The following is a 16620-nucleotide window of genomic DNA, read 5'->3' as shown; positions in this document are numbered from 1 at the left end:
CTCACAGGTGACTCCTGTAGTTCTCTTAATCCGTTCATATGATCGTGAATTAACCGGAGCCACAGATTCTGCACATAGCCACCGGTTATGGTTGCGGACATGACTGAGTCACACCCCAGGATCACCAAGGCTGTCATTCCCGCGGCAGGCCTCGGCACCCGGTTCCTGCCGGCCACGAAGGCCACTCCCAAGGAGATGCTGCCGGTCGTCGACAAGCCGGCGATCCAGTACGTGGTCGAAGAGGCCGTGTCGGCGGGTCTTGACGACGTTCTGATGATCACAGGCCGCAACAAGCGCCCGCTCGAGGACCACTTCGACCGCAACTACGAGCTGGAGTCCGCCCTTCAGAAGAAGGGCGACGCGAGCCGGCTCGCCAAGGTCCAGGCGTCGAGCGACCTCGCGACCATGCACTACGTGCGCCAGGGCGACCCCAGGGGCCTCGGCCACGCCGTCCTGTGCGCGGCCCCGCACGTGGGCCGCGAGCCCTTCGCCGTGCTCCTCGGCGACGACCTGATCGACCCCCGCGACCCCCTGCTGGCCCGCATGGTCGAGGTCCAGGAGCGGCACGGCGGCAGCGTGATCGCGCTCATGGAGGTCGCGCCCGAGCAGATCCACCTCTACGGATGCGCCGCCGTCGAGGCCACCGACGAGGGCGACCTGGTCAAGGTGACCGGTCTGGTCGAGAAGCCGGACGCCGCGGACGCGCCCAGCGCCTACGCCGTCATCGGACGCTACGTCCTCGACCCGCACATCTTCGACATACTGCGCAAGACCGAGCCGGGCCGCGGCGGCGAGATCCAGCTCACCGACGCCCTCCAGCAGCTCGCCGCGGACGAGAAGGTCGGCGGCCCCGTGCACGGCGTCGTCTTCAAGGGCCGCCGCTATGACACCGGGGACCGCGGCGACTACCTGCGTGCCATTGTCAGACTCGCATGCGAACGTGAGGACCTGGGCCCGGACTTCCGGACCTGGCTTCGCAGTTACGTAGCCGAGGAGATGTAGGGATTTGAGCAGCGCCGCGACCCGCACCACCGGCCAGGAACACCTCTGGTCGGTGGACGACCACCTGGAGGACATCCTCACGACCGTCCGCCCCCTCGAACCCATCGAGCTGCAACTCCTCGACGCCCAGGGCTGCGTCCTGCTCGAGGACGTCACGGTGCCGGTCTCCCTGCCGCCGTTCGACAACAGCTCGATGGACGGGTACGCGGTCCGGGTCGCGGATGTGGCGGGCGCGAGCGAGGAATTCCCGGCGGTCCTGACGGTCGTCGGGGATGTCGCGGCCGGCCAGGCCGACCAGCCCTACGTGGGCCCCGGCCAGGCCGCCCGCATCATGACCGGCGCCCCGCTTCCGCCCGGCGCCGAAGCGGTCGTCCCCGTCGAGTGGACGGACGGAGGCCTCGGCGAGGGACCGGTCTCCCGGATGCGCGCGCACAGCACGTCCCCCGAGGGTTCCTCCGGACAGGTCCACGTCCACCGCCCGGCCGAGGCCCGCGCGCACGTCCGCGCCAAGGGCAGCGACGTGAAGGCGGGCGACCGCGCCCTCGAAGCCGGCACCGTCCTCGGTCCGCCGCAGATCGGCCTGCTCGCCGCGATCGGCCGCGGCACCGTGCGGGTGCGCCCCCGCCCGCGCGTGGTCGTCCTGTCCACCGGCAGCGAACTCGTCCAGCCCGACGAGGAGTTGGGCACCGGCCAGATCTACGACTCGAACAGTTTCGCCCTGTGCGCGGCCGCCCGCGACGCCGGAGCCATCGCCTACCGCGTCGGCGCCGTCGCCGACGACGCCGAGACCCTGCGCTCGACCGTCGAGGACCAACTCGTCCGCGCGGACCTGCTGGTCACGACCGGCGGGGTGAGCGTCGGCGCCTACGACGTCGTCAAGGAAGCGCTGTCCTCGGTCGGCGACGAGGACGAGGAGGGCGGCGGCATCGACTTCCGCACCCTCGCCATGCAGCCCGGCAAGCCCCAGGGCTTCGGGTCCATCGGCCCCGACCACATCCCGCTGCTCGCGCTCCCCGGCAACCCCGTCTCGTCCTACGTCTCCTTCGAGCTCTTCGTGCGCCCCGCGATCCGCACCCTGATGGGACTGCCGGACGTCCACCGGCCCACGATCCGGGCGAAGCTCTCCGCGGACAAGGCGCTGACCTCGCCGAAGGGCCGGCGGCAGTTCCTGCGGGGTACGTACGCGGACGGCACGGTCACGCCCGTCGGCGGCGCCGGATCGCACCTGGTCGCCGCCCTCGCGCACGCCGACGCGCTGATCGTCGTCCCCGAGCAGGACACCTCGGTCGAGCCCGGCGCCGAGGTAGAGGTCGTAGTCCTCGGCTGAGCGGCCGGACGGAGCGGGCGCCCACCCGAACCCCACCGGGGGCGCCGGCTCGCGCCGGGGGCGCACGGCCCCTGACGGGCGGCGTGGCGGTGTACGGGGCGGGCGGTAACCTGTCGCGCACACCAGGCCCACGCTCCGCACCGCGACGGGCCCCGACCGGGAGCGCCCACGCACATGACTGTTCCGTCCCGGGGGGAAACCTCCGGACCCCCTGTGCACAGCCGACTGACACACATCGACGAGGCCGGCGCCGCCCGTATGGTCGACGTGTCCGGCAAGGACGTGACCGCACGCACCGCGCGCGCGAGCGGCCGGGTCCTGGTCTCACCGCGTGTCGTGGAGCTGCTGCGCGGGGAGGGGGTCCCCAAGGGCGACGCCCTCGCCACCGCCCGTATCGCCGGGATCATGGGAGCCAAGCGCACACCGGATCTGATCCCGCTGTGCCACCCGTTGTCGGTGTCCGGTGTCAAAATTGATCTGTCGGTCGCGGACGACGCCGTCGAGATCCTCGCCACCGTGAAGACGACCGACCGCACGGGCGTCGAGATGGAGGCCCTCACCGCGGTCAGTGTGGCGGCCCTCACCGTGATCGACATGGTCAAGGCTGTCGACAAGGGGGCGGTCATCACGGACGTACGGGTGGAAGAGAAGACGGGCGGGAAATCGGGCGACTGGAGCCGGGCATGAGCGGCGGGAGCGTCATCGGCGGAGCCCTTCCGGCGGACTACAGCGCGCTGGTCGTCACGGCCTCGAACCGTGCCGCCGCCGGTGTCTACGAGGACAAGGGCGGCCCCCTGGTCGCCGGAGGCCTCGCGGAATGCGGCTTCGCGGTCGACGGGCCGTGGGTCGTGCCCGACGGTGACCCCGTGGAGGAGGCGCTGCGCAGCGGAGTCGAGGCGGGCTACGACGTCATCGTCACCACCGGCGGCACGGGGATCTCGCCCACCGACCGCACCCCCGAGGCGACCCGGCGGGTGCTCGACCACGAGATTCCTGGAATCGCCGAGGCCATCAGGGCGTTCGGCAGGGACAAGGTGCCCACGGCGGCGCTCTCGCGGGGGCTCGCCGGAGTCGCCCGGGGGACGCTGATCGTCAACCTGCCGGGCTCCACCGGCGGGGTGCGGGACGGACTGGCCGTTCTGGAACCCCTCCTGATCCACGCCGTCGACCAGATCCGCGGCGGCGACCACAGACCCAGCGGCAGCGGGGGTGCGAGCTGAACAGCACATCCTGGCCGGTCGAGCTGGTGGACGGCGATGTCGTCCTCCGGCCGATAAGGCTGCGCGACCAGCGGGCCTGGCGCGAGGTGAACCGGCGCAACCGCGACTGGCTGCGTCCCTGGGAGGCGACGATCCCGCCCCCCACGCCGAGCGGCCCGATCGCGCACCGGCCGACGTACCGGCAGATGGTCCGCCACCTGCGGGCCGAGGCCAACGCGGGCCGGATGCTGCCCTTCGTGATCGAGTACCAGGGACGGCTGGTCGGCCAGCTCACCGTGGCCGGGATCACCTGGGGCTCGATGTGCTCCGGACACATCGGCTACTGGGTGGACCAGTCGGTGGCGGGCCGCGGGGTGATGCCGACGGCCGTGGCTCTGGTCAGCGACCACTGCTTCCGCACCGTCGGACTGCACCGCATCGAGGTCTGTATTCGCCCCGAGAACGGACCCAGCCGCAGGGTCGTGGAGAAACTCGGATTCCGGGAGGAAGGGCTGCGCCCGCGCTATCTCCACATCGACGGCGCCTGGCGTGACCATCTCGTCTTCGCCCTCACCGCGGAGGAAGTGCCCGAGGGGCTGCTCGGGCGCTGGCGGCGGACGCGTTCGGCGAGGAACCGTTCGGAGCAGGTGGGATCGGAGCAGGCCGGCTCGCAGAACCCGAGCAAGCCCGGACACCCCGGGAAATGAAATAGGTGTTCGAAAATGATCGGCAGGTGATCGCGTCAGGGCATTAATTTCACGCTCGCGACGGCCTGTTGATCGCATCGGTCACAAAAAAAGTTCGAAATATCAGCCGGATCGTGCGACACACCGGCGCAATTGGCAGATGGCCTCATACAAACCCCTCTACCGTGTGAGGCGTGAGCAGCAGCGGCCTCATCTACGCAGTCATTGTCGGGGCCTGGGCCGCCTACTTGGTGCCGATGTGGCTCCGTAGGCAGGACGAGCTGAACGAAGCCCGTCCGACGGAACGCTTCAGCACCGCCATCCGGCTGCTGTCCGGACGGGCGGGCATGGAGCGTCGATACGCCAAGGACCTGCGCGCACGCTCCGCCGAGGAGGAGGAGCCCAGCGCCGACCCGGACGGCGTCACCGATTCGGTGGACGTCCGGGCCTTCGCCGTATCCCCGACCCGGCCCCAGGCGACGGACCGGCACCGTCCGCACGTACAGGAACGAGTACAGGTGCCGGAGCCGGCCCGGGCGGAGCGGGAGCCGGGCGCACGCGCTCCCGGCAAGGAGAGCGGCGCGTACGAGACCTCGGGCACCGCCCGGTCCGTACCGCACCAGCCGGGTGCGCCGGCGCAGAGACCCCCGGCCAAGTCCGTGCCACAGCAGGCCGGGTCGTCCACGCCCGGTGCCCGCCGGGCGGTCTCGGCGGAGGCCGCGGCGCGGGCCCGGCGTACGAAGGTCCTCGCACGCCGGCGGCGTACGACGGTCATGCTGTTCCTCGCCTTCAGCCTCGGCGCGGTCGTCGCGGCCGTGGGCGGACTCGCCTTCCTGTGGGCGCCCGGCGTGCCGGCCGTGATCCTCAGCTCGTACATCGTGCACCTGCGCGTCCAGGAGCGGCGGCGCTTCACCTACACGATGGACCGCCGCCGGGCCGAGGCCGCGGCGCAGCGGCTCAGGGAGCGGCAGCCCCGCCGCCGGGCGTCCGTCGACCCGGTGGCGGACGAACCGGAGGAGGGCTCCGCCCCCGACACCGACCCCGGTCTCCTGGCGCTCGCCGCCGACCGTCGTGCCCTCGTCGAGCAGACCGACCACGCCGAGTGGGTCGACCAGCAGCGCGAACGGCAGTGCGGGCCCGCCCAGGGGGACAGCTGGGACCCGGTGCCGGTTCCCCTGCCGACCTATGTGACCGCGCCGGTCGCGCCCCGAGCGACGTCCAGCGTGGACCTGGGCGCCCCGGACGCGTGGAGCTCCGCACGCTCCAGCGCGGTGGAGCCGAGCGCGCCCGAGGCGGAGCCGGCCGACGAGGACCTCTCCGAAGGATCGGAAGGCGCCGAGGCGGGGGACGACAGCCGCAGCGACGCCCGGCGGGCGGCGTCCGCGCGCCGCGCCCGCGAGCGCGGCCGGACGCCGCTGTTCGACCAGTACGAGGACGGCGAACGGCCGCGCGCGGCCAACGAGTGACGAGTGTGACGGCGGGGGTGCGCGGGGGTCCGGCTGACCAGGCAGGAACGGATTACCGAGCACCTCGATCGGGATGCTAGAGTTTCACTCGTTGCAAGGGCCTGTGGCGCAGTCTGGTAGCGCACCTCGTTCGCATCGAGGGGGTCTGGGGTTCAAATCCCCACAGGTCCACCGCAGCTCAGAGCCCCAGTCGGAGAGATCCGGCTGGGGCTCTTTGGCGTTGCGGAACGGCGAGGCGCGGCGACTGCTTCCGGTCTTCGTCCTCCAGGCTTTTGGGCCTTCGCCTTCCGGGCCTTTCGGTCATCGCTTTCCGGGCCGATGGCCGTACGCGGCTGCCGGAACGGACCGGCCTTCACCGGACGTTCACGAGGGCGCCATACTGTGCCCATGATCACGCCCGCCGGACCGCAGGTCCCCACCCAGACCTCCCCCTCGCCGTCCGCGGCCGCGTTCCTCTCCGCCGGCCCGGCGCGGCCCCGGCGGAAGTGGTGGATCGCCCCGCTGGCCGGGGTGCTGGTGGCGCTCCCCGTCCAACTCGTCGCCGCTTTCCTGCTGCTGATGTCCCCCATGGCGTTGGACTCGTGCGGCGCCGCCAGTCCCTGCGGACGCACGGAGGCCGCCATCGGCGCGAGCCTGGTGCTGCTTCTGCTGGCGGTGCTCTCCCTGGGGGTGCCGTGGTGGCGGGCGAGGAGCAAGAGCCTCGGCGCGGGAATCCGGGTGAGCCTGATACCGCTGGGCCTCACGCTGGCGTCCATCGGCACGCTGCTCTCCGGGATCGTGTTCGGCTGATCCCGCGGCACCGGTGACCGCGACGGACCCGCCCGGCGGGAGCGGCGCGGCGGTCGCTTCCGCCAGCGCCGGGTGAAGGCCCGCCCCGATGGCCGCCGGGAGGCTAGTGCCGCGGCACTAGAGGGCCTTGGCGTAGCAGAGGCTCAGTTCGTGGAAGCGGTAGTAGCCGAACTTGGCGCACGGTTCGTAGCCGCTCGACGCGTACAGGGCGACCGCCTCGGGCTGCTTGGAGCCGGTCTCCAGGACCATGCGGGTGCGGCCGGCCGCGCGGGCGTCCTCCTCCAGGGCGGCCAGCATGCGCCGGGCGAGGCCGAGACCGCGGGCCTCGGGGATCACGTACATGCGCTTGAGCTCGGCGTCCCCGTCCGCGTAGCCCTCGTCGTTCTCGTCCTGGGTGCGCCAGCCGCCCGTGGCCACCGGGCGGTCCCGCTCGTCGTAAGCGATCAGATAGAGGCCGAACGGCGGGGCGAACATCCGCGCGTCCAGATGCGTGGCGTCGCCGCCGTCGCCGTAGCGCACGGCGTATTCGGCCTGAACCTGGTCGTTGAGCTTCACGGCGTCGGGATGGTCGAAGGGGACCTGACGGAAATTCATGCGTAATACCGTACGTCTATGCGATAGGTGAATGGGTGGGGGGTGCGGGTCCGGCCGGTCGTGCCGTTCTCGCCGGTCGAGTTCCGGCCGGCCGCACGGATGTAGATCGAGTTCTGGTCGAACGCACCGATTAAGTATCGTGCCCGGGTGCTGACTGTGACCTCCGTCCATGTGCCCGAAGGGCGAGTGCTTTGCTAACGGTGACCTCTGTGAATGTGAACGGGCTCCGGGCCGCCGCGAAGAAGGGTTTCGTGGAGTGGCTCGCGGAGACCTCCGCGGACGTGCTGTGCCTCCAGGAGGTGCGGGCCGAGCCCGGGCAGCTTCCCGAGGAGGTGCGCGCGCCCGGGGGATGGCACGTCGTGCACGCCCCCGCCGCCGCCAAGGGCCGAGCCGGTGTGTCCCTCTACACACGCCGTGAGCCCGACCGCGTCCGGATCGGCTTCGGGTCCGAGGAGTTCGACTCCACCGGGCGGTACGTCGAGGCGGACCTGCCCGGTGTCACCGTCGCGAGCCTCTATCTGCCCTCGGGCGAGGTCGGGACGGAGCGGCAGGAGGAGAAGGTCCGCTTCATGGGCGAGTTCCTGGCCCACCTGAAGGAGCTTCGGGTGCGGGCCGCCGCCGACGGGCGCGAGGTCGTCGTCTGCGGCGACTGGAACATCGCCCACCAGGAGGCCGACCTCAAGAACTGGCGCGCCAACAAGAAGAACTCCGGCTTCCTGCCCGAGGAGCGGGAGTGGCTCGGCCGGGTCCTGGACCCGGAGGACGGCGGGTACGTCGACGTCGTACGCGCACTGCACCCGGACGCCGAGGGTCCGTACACCTGGTGGTCTTACCGGGGGCGGGCCTTCGACAACGATTCAGGGTGGAGGATCGACCTTCAGGCCGCCACGCCGGGGCTCGCGGGCAAGGCGGTCAAGGGGTTCGTGGAGCGCGCGGCGACCCATGGGGAGCGCTGGTCCGACCACGCCCCGGTCACGGTGGTCTACGAGCTCTGAGCGGCCTCGCCGCGCCCCTGGGGCCCGGTGTCCCGGCCCTCCCGCGGGTCCCGGTGCTCCCGTAGCCGGCGGTCCATCGCCATCGACAGTTCCGCCTCCACCACGCTCTTCGCCAGGGGGCGCAGGCGCTGGAGGTCGTCGGGGGTGCGGTCCTCGGTGAGGACCAGGGTGGTGAAGAGTTCGGCCAGTGCCTCGGTGTGCTCCCGTACGCGGCGGGCGGCCGTCAGGACGTCCGCGAGCGGGATGCCCTCGCGGACCAGGGCGGCCGAGACGTCGAGCAGGCGGCGGCTGATGTGCACGATCTCGCCGCCGTCCGTGCCGAGGTAGCCGAGGTCGAGCGCCGCGGCGAGGTTCTCCCCGGTCGCCTGGCCCGCGAAGACGTCGGCCAGTTCCTCGGGGGAGAGGCGGACCGGGGTCTCCTCGGTGGGCTCGCCGAGGCCGAGCAGTTCGCCGACGTCGCGGCCGTGGTCGAAGGCCTCGGCCAGTTCCGCGATGCCGTTCAGGGTGTGGCCGCGTTCCAGCAGCGCCGAGATGGTGCGCAGACGGGCCAGGTGGGTGTCGTCGTACCAGGCGATGCGGCCCTCGCGCCGGGGCGGCGGTATGAGCTTGCGCTCCCGGTAGAAGCGCAGCGTGCGCACGGTGATGCCGGCCTCCTCGGCCAGTTCCTCCATGCGGTACTCGCGACGGCCGGACTCCGGCGTCGAGCGGGCGGTGCCGGTGAGCGGCCCGGGGTCCGGGGCCGACGCTCCGCGCTTCGGCGCATCCGTCCGGCGTCCGCCGGACCTCCGCGTCGCCGTGCCCCCTGCCCGCGTCTCCGCGCCGCGCTTTCCTGATCCCTCGGCCACGTCCGCACCCTACGTCGTACCCCGGGTAACTTTCCCGCTCGCGACCCCTACCCATGAGTACGAAGCTGCTCTACCCTCCCGATTGTGCCAGTGTTCACTGGCAGGGTCGTGCGGGCTAGGGAGGCGTCGGGATGACCGAGCACGAGCATGTACGGGTGGCGGTGATCGGGTCCGGGTTCGGGGGGCTGGGCGCCGCCGTGCGGCTGCGGCGCGAAGGGATCACCGACTTCGTGGTCCTGGAGCGGGCCGGCAGCGTGGGCGGCACCTGGCGCGACAACAGCTATCCCGGGTGCGCCTGTGACGTCCCGTCGCACCTGTACTCGTTCTCGTTCGCGCCCAACCCCGAATGGCCGCGCACCTTCTCCGGGCAGGAGCACATCCGCGCGTACCTGGAGCACGTGACGGACGTCTTCCGGCTGCGGCCGCATCTGCGGTTCGACACCGAGGTCACCAGGATGACCTGGGACGCGGAGAAGCTGCGCTGGGGGATCGAGACGAGCGGCGGGTTCCTGACGGCGGACGTGGTGGTGTCCGCGACCGGGCCGCTCTCCGACCCCAAGATCCCGCGGATCCCGGGGATCGACACGTTCACCGGCAAGGTGTTCCACTCCGCCCGCTGGGACCACGACTACGACCTGCGCGGCAAGCGGGTGGCCATGGTCGGCACCGGCGCCTCGGCCATCCAGATCGTCCCGGCGATCCAGCAGGACGTCGCCCGGCTGACCCTCTTCCAGCGCACCCCGCCGTGGGTGATGCCGCGGGTCGACCGGGCCATCAGCGGCGTGGAGCGGTGGTTGCACCGCCAGGTGCCGTTCACGACAAAGGGCAGGCGCGGACTGCTCTGGGGCATCCGGGAACTCCAGGTGCAGGCGTTCACCAAGCGGCCCCATCAGCTGGGCGTGGTCGAGCGGCTGGCCAAGCGGAACATCGCGCGCGCCGTGAAGGATCCGGCGCTGCGGAAGAAGCTGACGCCCGACTACCGGATCGGCTGCAAGCGCATCCTGCTGTCGAACGCCTACTACCCGGCGCTCACGCGGCCGAACGTGGACGTCGTGGCCTCCGGGCTCGCCGAGATCGACGGCTCCACCCTGGTCGCCGCCGACGGCACCAGGGCCGAGGCCGACGCGATCGTGTTCGGGACCGGCTTCCACGTCACCGACATGCCGATCGCCGAGCGGGTCGTCGGGGCGGACGGCAGGACGCTCGCACAGGCGTGGGAGACCGGCATGAAGTCGCTGCGCGGCGCCACCGCGGCCGGCTTCCCCAACTGGATGACGATCATCGGACCGAACACCGGGCTCGGGAACTCCTCGATGATCCTGATGATCGAGTCCCAGCTCAACTACATGGCGGACTTCGTACGGCAACTGGACGTCCTCGGGGGACGCGTGGCGCTCGACGCCCGTCCCGCCGCCGTGGACGCCTGGAACCACAAGGTCCAGGAACGCATGAAGCGCACGGTGTGGAACACCGGCGGCTGCACCAGCTGGTACCTCGACGCCAACGGCGTCAACACGACCGTGTGGCCCGGTACGACGACCGAGTTCCGGGGCGCCACGCGCCGCGTCGACCTGGGGGAGTACGACGTGCTGCGCGCGGCGCGGCCCGTACCGGGAGAAGCGCCGGAGGCCGCGCCCGAACCGCGTACGAAGAGCACCCGCAAGAAGAAGGTGGAGGCAGGAGCGTGAGCCGACCGACGCACGAGGCACACGGGGTGTACGCGCCTCCCGTGCCGGCGCGGGAACTGATCGCGCACTCCGCGGACGGCGCGCGACTGCACGTCGAGGTGCACGGCCCCGAGGACGCGCCCGCCGTCGTCCTCGCCCACGGCTGGACCTGTTCGACCGCCTTCTGGGCGGCCCAGATCCGGGACCTCTCCGCCGACCACAAGGTCATCGCGTACGACCAGCGTGGGCACGGACGCAGTCCCGCGAGCGACGCGTGCAGCACCGAGGCGCTCGCCGACGACCTGGAGGCGGTGCTCGCGGCCACCCTCGCACCGGGCGAGAAGGCCGTGCTCGCGGGCCACTCCATGGGCGGGATGACGCTGATGGCGGCCTCGGCGCGGCCGCGGTTCCAGGAGCACGCGGCGGCGGCGCTGCTGTGCAGCACGGGGAGCACGCGGCTGGTCGAGGAGGCGCGTGTGCTGCCGTGGCGCGCCGGACGGCTCCGGACGCGTCTCACCGGGGCGGTGCTCGGCTCGCGCGCGCCGCTCGGGCCCGTCACGCCGGTCGCCAGGCGGATCCTCAAGTACGCGACCATGGGCCCCGGTTCGTCTCCCCTCATGGTGGAGGCGTGCGCGCGGATCGTGCACGCCTGTCCGCGCGCCGTGCGCCACGCGTGGTCGGCCGTGCTCGCCACCCTCGATCTCGAAGCGGGGGTACGGGAGTTGAAGGTGCCGACGGCGGTGATCGCGGGCAGCGTGGACCGGCTGACACCGGTCGTGCACGCACGTGCCCTCGTGGCGGCGCTGCCGAACTGTGTCGGCAGCACCGAGCTGCCGGGCCTCGGGCACATGACTCCGGTGGAGGCGCCGGAACTGGTGACGGCCCGCATCAGGGAACTCGTCGCCACGCACGCCACGCACGCCGTGGAGATCACGGAGATCACGGGGACCGCGGGGACCGCGGGGACCGCGGAGATCAAGGAGGGCGCATGAGCAGCAGGGTCGGCCTGGAAGGGCAGGTCGCCGTCGTCACGGGGGCCGCACGCGGTGTCGGCGAACTCCTCGCCCGCAAGCTCTCCGCGCGCGGGGCGAAGGTCGCGCTGGTCGGACTGGAGGCGGACGAGCTGAAGCGGGTCTCCGAGCGGCTGACCGGCGAGAGCGACCACTGGTACGCCGACGTCACCGACCACGAGGCGATGGCGCGGGTCGCCCAGGAGGTCGAGCAGCGGTTCGGGAAGGTGGACATCGTCGTCGCGAACGCCGGTGTCGCGAGCGGAGGCCCCTTCGTGGACTCCGACCCCGTCGCCTGGCGGCGGGTGATCGAGGTGAACCTCATCGGATCGGCGGTCACCGCAAGGGCGTTCCTGCCGGCGCTGATGAAGAGCCGGGGCTATCTGCTCCAGATCGCGTCGCTGGCCGCGATGACTCCCGCCCCGATGATGTCGGCCTACTGCGCATCCAAGTCCGGTGTGGAGGCGTACGCGCACAGTCTGCGCGCCGAGGTCGGCCACAAGGGCGTTCGCGTCGGCGTCGGGTACCTGTCCTGGACCGACACCGACATGGTGCGCGGAGCCGATCAGGACGAGGTGATGCGGGAGTTGAGGCAGCGGCTGCCGTGGCCGTCCAACAAGACCTATCCGCTGGGTCCGGCCGTCGAGCGGATCGTGGCCGGGATCGAGCGCCGCTCCAGTCATGTGTACGCGCAGTGGTGGCTGCGCGGGATGCAGGGGATCCGGGGGTACCTGCCCGGCGTCATCGGATCGGTCGGGCAGCGCGAGATGCGGCGGTTCGAACCGCGCCTCGGCGGTGTGCGGACCGGGCTGGTCGGTGCCGGTGGAGCGGCCGACGAGGAGGAGCGGAAGTCGACGGCTCCGTAAGCCGGCTGGGGGCGCCTCGAGGGGATCCGGGGTGTCCTCGGGACGCCTCCGGGACGCCTCCGGAGTGTGTCCCACCGGCGTGTCTCACGGTGAGTGACTGATCGAAATGCGTGCTCTGTTCCTGCGTGTCAGTCTGGTCGAGGCCCGGACCTCCCCGCTCACAAGGGGGGTCGAGGGCCGAATCCCTCACCCGCAACAGGAGTGAATCTCATGAGCATGCAGGACCAGTTCAAGGACAAGGCCGAGCGGATGAAGCAGCAGGGCAAGAAGAAGACGCGCCCCGAGGGCCGGCAGGACGAGGCGAGCCGCCGTGCCCCGGCCGGCCGCGACGGTGCCCCGGCTCGTGACGGCGCGAGGCCGGACGCGGAGCGAGCTCAGCGGGAGGCTCAGGACCGCTTCGACCAGGACTACGACGTCTGATCGAAAGGCCCGCTCGGCCTGAACGGGGCGCCCTCTTCCCGGAGGGCGCCCCCTTCTTGTGCTCGTTTCCGGTCTTGCGAGGCCGGTCGGTCTCGTCGGTCCGGTCGGCTCGGTCGGTCCGGTCGGCTCGGTCGGCTCGGCCGGTCCGGTCTCGGCCGGTCACTCCGGTCGCGGGGGGAGCTTCGGCCTTCTTCTGTCGGGCACGTCCGAGTGGTCCGGCGGGGAGGCCGGGGGGTGGGCGCGCAGCAGGTCGAGGGAGAGCTGGATGGCGTCGTCCAGCTGGGCGTGGCGCCCCTCCGCCCAGTCGAGCGGGGTGCGCAGGATCTCCAGGTCCGGTGCGACGCCGTGGTTCTCGACGGACCAGCCGTACGCGTCGAACCAGGCGGCGTTCATCGGCACCGTGATGACCGTGCCGTCGCCGAGACGGTGGCGGCCGGTCATGCCGACGACGCCGCCCCAGGTGCGCTGCCCCACGACCGGGCCCAGCTTCAGCAGTTTGAAGGCGGCGGTGATCATGTCGCCGTCGGACGACGTCGCTTCGTCGGCCAGGGCCACCACCGGGCCGCGCGGGGCGTTGGAGGCGTACGACACCGGCTGGGCGTCACGGGTGAGGTCCCAGCCGAGGATCGTGCGCGTCAGTTTCTCGACCACGAGTTCGCTGATGTGGCCGCCCGCGTTGCCCCGCACGTCGACGATGAGGGCCGGGCGCGAGACCTCCATCCGCAGGTCGCGGTTGAACTGGGCCCAGCCCGAGCCGCCCATGTCCGGGATGTGCAGATAGCCGCAGTGCCCGCCGCTCAACTCCCGCACCACCTGGCGGCGTTTGGCCACCCAGTCCTGGTAGCGCAGGGGGCGTTCGTCGATCAGCGGGACCACGGCCACCCGGCGCGGGCGGCCCTCGCCCTCGGCCGGGGTGAAGGTCAGCTCCACCGTCGTGCCGCCCGCGCCCGCGAGCAGCGGATACGGTCCGGTGACCGGGTTCACCGGACGCCCGTCGACGTGGGTGAGAACCGCGCCCTCGCGGATGCCGGTGCCGGCCAGCGGTGAACGCGCCTTGGAGTCGGACGAGTCGCCGGGCAGGATGCGCTTGAGCATCCAATGGCCGTCACGGCAGACGAGGTTGGCGCCCAGCAGGCCCTGCCAGCGCTGGTAGTGGGGCGGGCCCTCGTTGCGGCGCGCGGGGCTCACGTAAGCGTGCGAGGTGGCCAGTTCGCCGAGCACCTCGCGCAGCAGGTCCGCGAACTCGTCCGGGGACGAGACCCGTTCGACCAGGGGGCGGTACTGCTCCAGGACCGCGTTCCAGTCGATGCCGCACATGTCCGGGTCCCAGTAGTAGGCGCGGATGATGCGGCCGGCCTCCGCGTACGCCTGGCGCCACTCGGCGCACGGGTCCACCTCGTGCAGGATGCGGCGCAGATCGATCCAGACGGTGGAGTCGCTGTCGCCGGACTCGGTGGCGGGGACGGCGCGCAGGTCGCCCTCGTCGACGACGACCAGCCGGGAACCGTCGCCGCTCACGGCGAACCAGTCCAGATGGTCGACGAGTTCGGACTTTTTCGCCTTGGTGATGTTGAAGAACTCCAGGGTCGGGCGGCCGGTCGTGTCGTCCGGGTTGGCGAACGTCTCGCCCAGCGCGCCGGAGATCGGCCAGCGCAGCCAGACCAGACCGCCGCCCGAGACCGGGCACAGCGCCGAGTACTTGGAGGCGGTGACCGGGAAGGGCGTCACCCGGCTCTCCAGGCCTTCGAGTTCGACGGTCGTCGCGGCGCCGTCGCCGGACCCGTCCTCGACCGGGTCGAGACCTCCGGCGACCGGCCGTCCGTCCGGGTTCAGCGCGAACGGGGAAGGGGTGGCGGAGGACAGGGGGACGAGGTAGGGGCGGCAGCCGAGGGGGAAGGACAGGTCCCCGGTGTGCACGTCGTACACGGGGTCGAAGCCGCGCCAGGACAGGAAGGCGAGATAGCGGCCGTCCCGCGTGAACACCGGATTCTCGTCCTCGAAGCGGCCGTTGGTCACGTCGACGATCAGACGGTCCTTTATGCGCGCCATCTTGATCTGCCGCAGGGAGCGCCCGATCCCGGGGTGCGACCAGGTCAGCCAGGCGCCGTCCGGCGAGAAGGCGAGGTCCGTCACCGGTCCGTTGATGGACCGGATGAGCTCGGTGACCTCGCCGGACCCCGCACCCGGACCGTCCCCGGACCCGGTCCCCGCTCCGGATTCCGCCGCTGCTCCGGGCTCCGCCCCCGCCTCTTCGGCCTCGTCGCTCTTCCCGGACTTCCCAGACTTTCTGGATTTCTTGGACTTCCCGGACTTCCCGGAGTCCCCGGACTTCGCCGAGTCCCCGGAGTCCCCGGAGTCCCCGGAGTCGTCCGATTCACCGAGCTCACCGAGGCCGCCGAGTTCGGCGGCCTCGCCGGGTTCCTCCGTGGCGTCGAGCAGGAGCAGTCGTCCGTCGTTCGAGGCGATGGCGAGACGGTCGCCCTGTGGGTCCGACACCAGCTCCTGGACGCGGCCCAGCCGGCCGGAGGCGAGGCGGCGCGGCTCGCGGGCGCCGGTCGCGCGCGGCAGGTAGGCGATCTCGACGGCGTCCTCGCCCTCCGCGTCGGTGACATAGGCGACCTGGCCGCCCGAGCCGAGCATCTCCGGAAGCCGGACCCGTACGCCCGGGGTGTCCGCGATGGTGCGCGCGGGACCGTCGCGATGGGTGAGCCAGTACAGGCTGCCGCGTACGACGACGGCGGAGGCCCGGCCCGTCTCGTCCACGGAGATGCTGTCCACGTGCTGGGCGGCGGGCACCGGGTACGTACGCCGTCCCGCGCGCGGACCGCCCAGCAGGACGTCGAGGCGGCGCGGAACCGACTCGGGGGACAGGTTGTCGACGATCCACAGATCGCCGGCGCACTGGTAGACGACCCGGGTGCCGTCCGAGGAGGCGTGCCGGGCGTAGAAGGCGTCGTGGTCGGTGTGCCGGCGCAGGTCGGAGCCCTCGTACGAGCACGAGTAGAGGTTGCCGATGCCCTCGTGGTCGGAGAGGAAGGCGATCCGCCCGTCGACGAACATCGGGCAGGCGAGATGGCCGCCCAGCTCGGCGACCAGTTGCCGGCCGTGCAGCCAGATACGGCCCATGGCCCCGCCCCGGTAGCGCTTCCAGGCGGCCGGTTCGTGCGGTGGGGTGCCGGTGAGCAGCAGGGTCTTGCGCTCGCCCCCGATGTCGGCGACGCCGATGTCCGAGACCGGGCCCCAGGGCTGTTTGCGGCCGGGGTCGCCGTCGGTGGGGACGGAGTAGGCCCAGGTGAAGTAGGAGAAGGGCTGGCCGTGCGAGGCGACGGCGAGGATGTCGCCTTCGGGGGTCCAGCCGCACACCTGGGTGTCGGCGTTGCCCCAGTAGGTGAGCCGGTGGCCCGGTCCGCCGTCCACCGGCGCCAGGTGGATCTCCGGGACGAGGCTCCGCCAGCTCGTGTACGCGATCCGCCGGCCGTCGGGGGAGAAGCGGGGGTGGCCGACCTTGGTGCGGTCGACGGTGAGCCGCCAGGCGCGCCCGCGGCCGTCGAGCGGGGCCAGCCACAGGTCGTCCTCGGTGACGAAGCACAGCCGGTCGCCGTTCAGATGCGGGAAACGCAGATAGCCGGGGGAGTTCTCGTCCGTGGTCGCGTTCTCGTACTCGTGGCTCACCTCCCCATGCTTTTCCGCTGGAGTGACCCCGGCAACTCGTGGCGCCGGGGGCGCGTTGTGGGACGTGGGCGCGGGCGGGGAT

Annotated in this window: 15 protein-coding genes and 1 tRNA gene; 13 read left to right on the top strand and 3 right to left on the bottom strand. The window is 71.7% G+C overall.

All coding sequences use genetic code 11. The features are described 5' to 3' along the window. Positions 1–99 precede the first annotated feature (99 nt). The 8 genes from galU (at position 100) to ACFYW9_RS09205 (ending at position 6469) form a co-directional block, all read left to right on the top strand. Entirely contained in the window at positions 100–1002 is a 903-nt protein-coding gene (gene galU / locus ACFYW9_RS09240) for a UTP--glucose-1-phosphate uridylyltransferase GalU (RefSeq protein ID WP_326787229.1), read from the top strand. A 4-nt stretch (positions 1003–1006) separates the two neighbouring features. Next, a complete protein-coding gene (glp, locus tag ACFYW9_RS09235) occupies positions 1007–2329 on the top strand; it encodes a gephyrin-like molybdotransferase Glp (protein ID WP_329300188.1) in 1323 nt (440 codons plus the stop codon). A 174-nt stretch (positions 2330–2503) separates the two neighbouring features. Beyond that, complete coding sequence (gene moaC, locus ACFYW9_RS09230; protein WP_351859796.1) at positions 2504–3016, top strand: cyclic pyranopterin monophosphate synthase MoaC; 513 nt, start codon at positions 2504–2506, stop codon at positions 3014–3016. Next, positions 3013–3549 carry a molybdenum cofactor biosynthesis protein B gene (locus tag ACFYW9_RS09225; protein ID WP_389146817.1) on the top strand — a complete coding sequence of 179 codons (537 nt, stop codon included), beginning with the start codon at positions 3013–3015 and terminating at the stop codon, positions 3547–3549. The genes moaC and ACFYW9_RS09225 overlap by 4 nt, the downstream gene beginning before the upstream one ends. 26 nt (positions 3550–3575) lie before the next feature. Continuing rightward, the gene (locus tag ACFYW9_RS09220) at positions 3576–4235 is read left to right on the top strand and encodes a GNAT family N-acetyltransferase (RefSeq protein ID WP_389146814.1); all 660 of its coding nucleotides are present in this window, start codon (positions 3576–3578) and stop codon (positions 4233–4235) included. A 173-nt stretch (positions 4236–4408) separates the two neighbouring features. After that, entirely contained in the window at positions 4409–5680 is a 1272-nt protein-coding gene (gene glpR / locus ACFYW9_RS09215; protein WP_351859792.1) for a gephyrin-like molybdotransferase receptor GlpR, read from the top strand. Between the two features lie 97 nt (positions 5681–5777). Further along, positions 5778–5851, top strand: a tRNA-Ala gene (locus ACFYW9_RS09210). A gap of 216 nt (positions 5852–6067) precedes the next feature. After that, positions 6068–6469: a hypothetical protein gene (locus ACFYW9_RS09205; protein WP_389146810.1), complete on the top strand. Its 402-nt coding sequence runs from the start codon at positions 6068–6070 to the stop codon at positions 6467–6469. A 117-nt stretch (positions 6470–6586) separates the two neighbouring features. Here ACFYW9_RS09205 and ACFYW9_RS09200 read toward each other — a convergent pair whose 3' ends face one another. Further along, positions 6587–7063: a GNAT family N-acetyltransferase gene (locus ACFYW9_RS09200; protein ID WP_389146807.1), complete on the bottom strand. Its 477-nt coding sequence runs from the start codon at positions 7061–7063 to the stop codon at positions 6587–6589. A 191-nt stretch (positions 7064–7254) separates the two neighbouring features. Between ACFYW9_RS09200 and ACFYW9_RS09195 the strand changes: the two genes are divergently transcribed. After that, on the top strand, positions 7255–8058 hold the full coding sequence (locus ACFYW9_RS09195) for an exodeoxyribonuclease III (protein ID WP_351859787.1): 804 nt from the start codon (positions 7255–7257) through the stop codon (positions 8056–8058). Here the strand turns inward: ACFYW9_RS09195 and ACFYW9_RS09190 are convergent. Then, positions 8046–8729: a MerR family transcriptional regulator gene (locus ACFYW9_RS09190; protein WP_389147589.1), complete on the bottom strand. Its 684-nt coding sequence runs from the start codon at positions 8727–8729 to the stop codon at positions 8046–8048. The two genes, ACFYW9_RS09195 and ACFYW9_RS09190, sit on opposite strands and share 13 nt — an antisense overlap. A 305-nt stretch (positions 8730–9034) precedes the next feature. Here ACFYW9_RS09190 and ACFYW9_RS09185 point away from each other — a divergent pair, with 305 nt between their 5' ends. The 4 genes from ACFYW9_RS09185 to ACFYW9_RS09170 all read left to right on the top strand — a co-directional run bounded on the left by ACFYW9_RS09185 (position 9035) and on the right by ACFYW9_RS09170 (position 12866). Further along, on the top strand, positions 9035–10591 hold the full coding sequence (locus tag ACFYW9_RS09185) for a flavin-containing monooxygenase (RefSeq protein WP_389146803.1): 1557 nt from the start codon (positions 9035–9037) through the stop codon (positions 10589–10591). Then, complete coding sequence (locus ACFYW9_RS09180; protein WP_389146800.1) at positions 10588–11562, top strand: alpha/beta fold hydrolase; 975 nt, start codon at positions 10588–10590, stop codon at positions 11560–11562. The genes ACFYW9_RS09185 and ACFYW9_RS09180 overlap by 4 nt, the downstream gene beginning before the upstream one ends. Beyond that, on the top strand, positions 11559–12446 hold the full coding sequence (locus ACFYW9_RS09175) for an SDR family oxidoreductase (RefSeq protein ID WP_389146797.1): 888 nt from the start codon (positions 11559–11561) through the stop codon (positions 12444–12446). The genes ACFYW9_RS09180 and ACFYW9_RS09175 overlap by 4 nt, the downstream gene beginning before the upstream one ends. 210 nt (positions 12447–12656) lie before the next feature. Beyond that, entirely contained in the window at positions 12657–12866 is a 210-nt protein-coding gene (locus ACFYW9_RS09170; protein WP_351859779.1) for a hypothetical protein, read from the top strand. Positions 12867–13025: 159 nt separating this feature from the next. On the opposite strand, the gene ACFYW9_RS09165 is transcribed toward ACFYW9_RS09170, so the two are convergent. Continuing rightward, positions 13026–16538 carry a S41 family peptidase gene (locus ACFYW9_RS09165; RefSeq protein ID WP_389146793.1) on the bottom strand — a complete coding sequence of 1171 codons (3513 nt, stop codon included), beginning with the start codon at positions 16536–16538 and terminating at the stop codon, positions 13026–13028. Between the last annotated feature and the right edge of the window lie 82 nt (positions 16539–16620).

Origin of the sequence: Streptomyces sp. NPDC002698 (assembly GCF_042888945.1) — a bacterium.
Taxonomy (GTDB): Bacteria; Actinomycetota; Actinomycetes; order Streptomycetales; family Streptomycetaceae; genus Streptomyces.
This window is presented reverse-complemented; position numbering and strand designations above follow the sequence as displayed.